The organism is Paraburkholderia sp. SIMBA_030, assembly GCF_046535245.1.
Taxonomy (GTDB): Bacteria; Pseudomonadota; Gammaproteobacteria; order Burkholderiales; family Burkholderiaceae; genus Paraburkholderia.
The window spans coordinates 1-273 of record NZ_JAWRXB010000515.1 but is presented as its reverse complement, the minus strand read 5'-3'; the positions used below and the strand labels follow the sequence as shown (position 1 = coordinate 273).

Genomic DNA, 273 nt, shown 5'->3' with positions numbered 1-273 from the left:
GAGAGATCTCTCGACATCGTCGACTGTGGCACGCGCAACTCCGCTAAGAGCGTAGCAACGTCGCTTTCTCGATCGCACAAAAGCTTCAAGATTCGGTATCGGTTGGGAGAGGCGATCGCGCCAAGGAGAGCGACCCTCTCATCGAGAAATGGCAATTCGTCCACTACGTTCCTCATGGCAATTGCATCTCAGCCGGAACTATATCGTCGGCCCCTCGTTTAGAGGGCGGCCTTCAGCATCCCTCCCTTAAAGGACCCAGCTAGTCTTGGATGC

The 273-nt window shown here is 55.3% G+C and carries 1 protein-coding gene; it reads right to left on the bottom strand.

Annotated features, from left to right (window positions below; all coding sequences use genetic code 11):
• Positions 1–176 (bottom strand): ArsR family transcriptional regulator (locus SB772_RS41025; protein WP_410838654.1); only part of this gene is annotated, 176 nt, incomplete at its 3' end.
• Positions 177–273 lie beyond the last annotated feature (97 nt).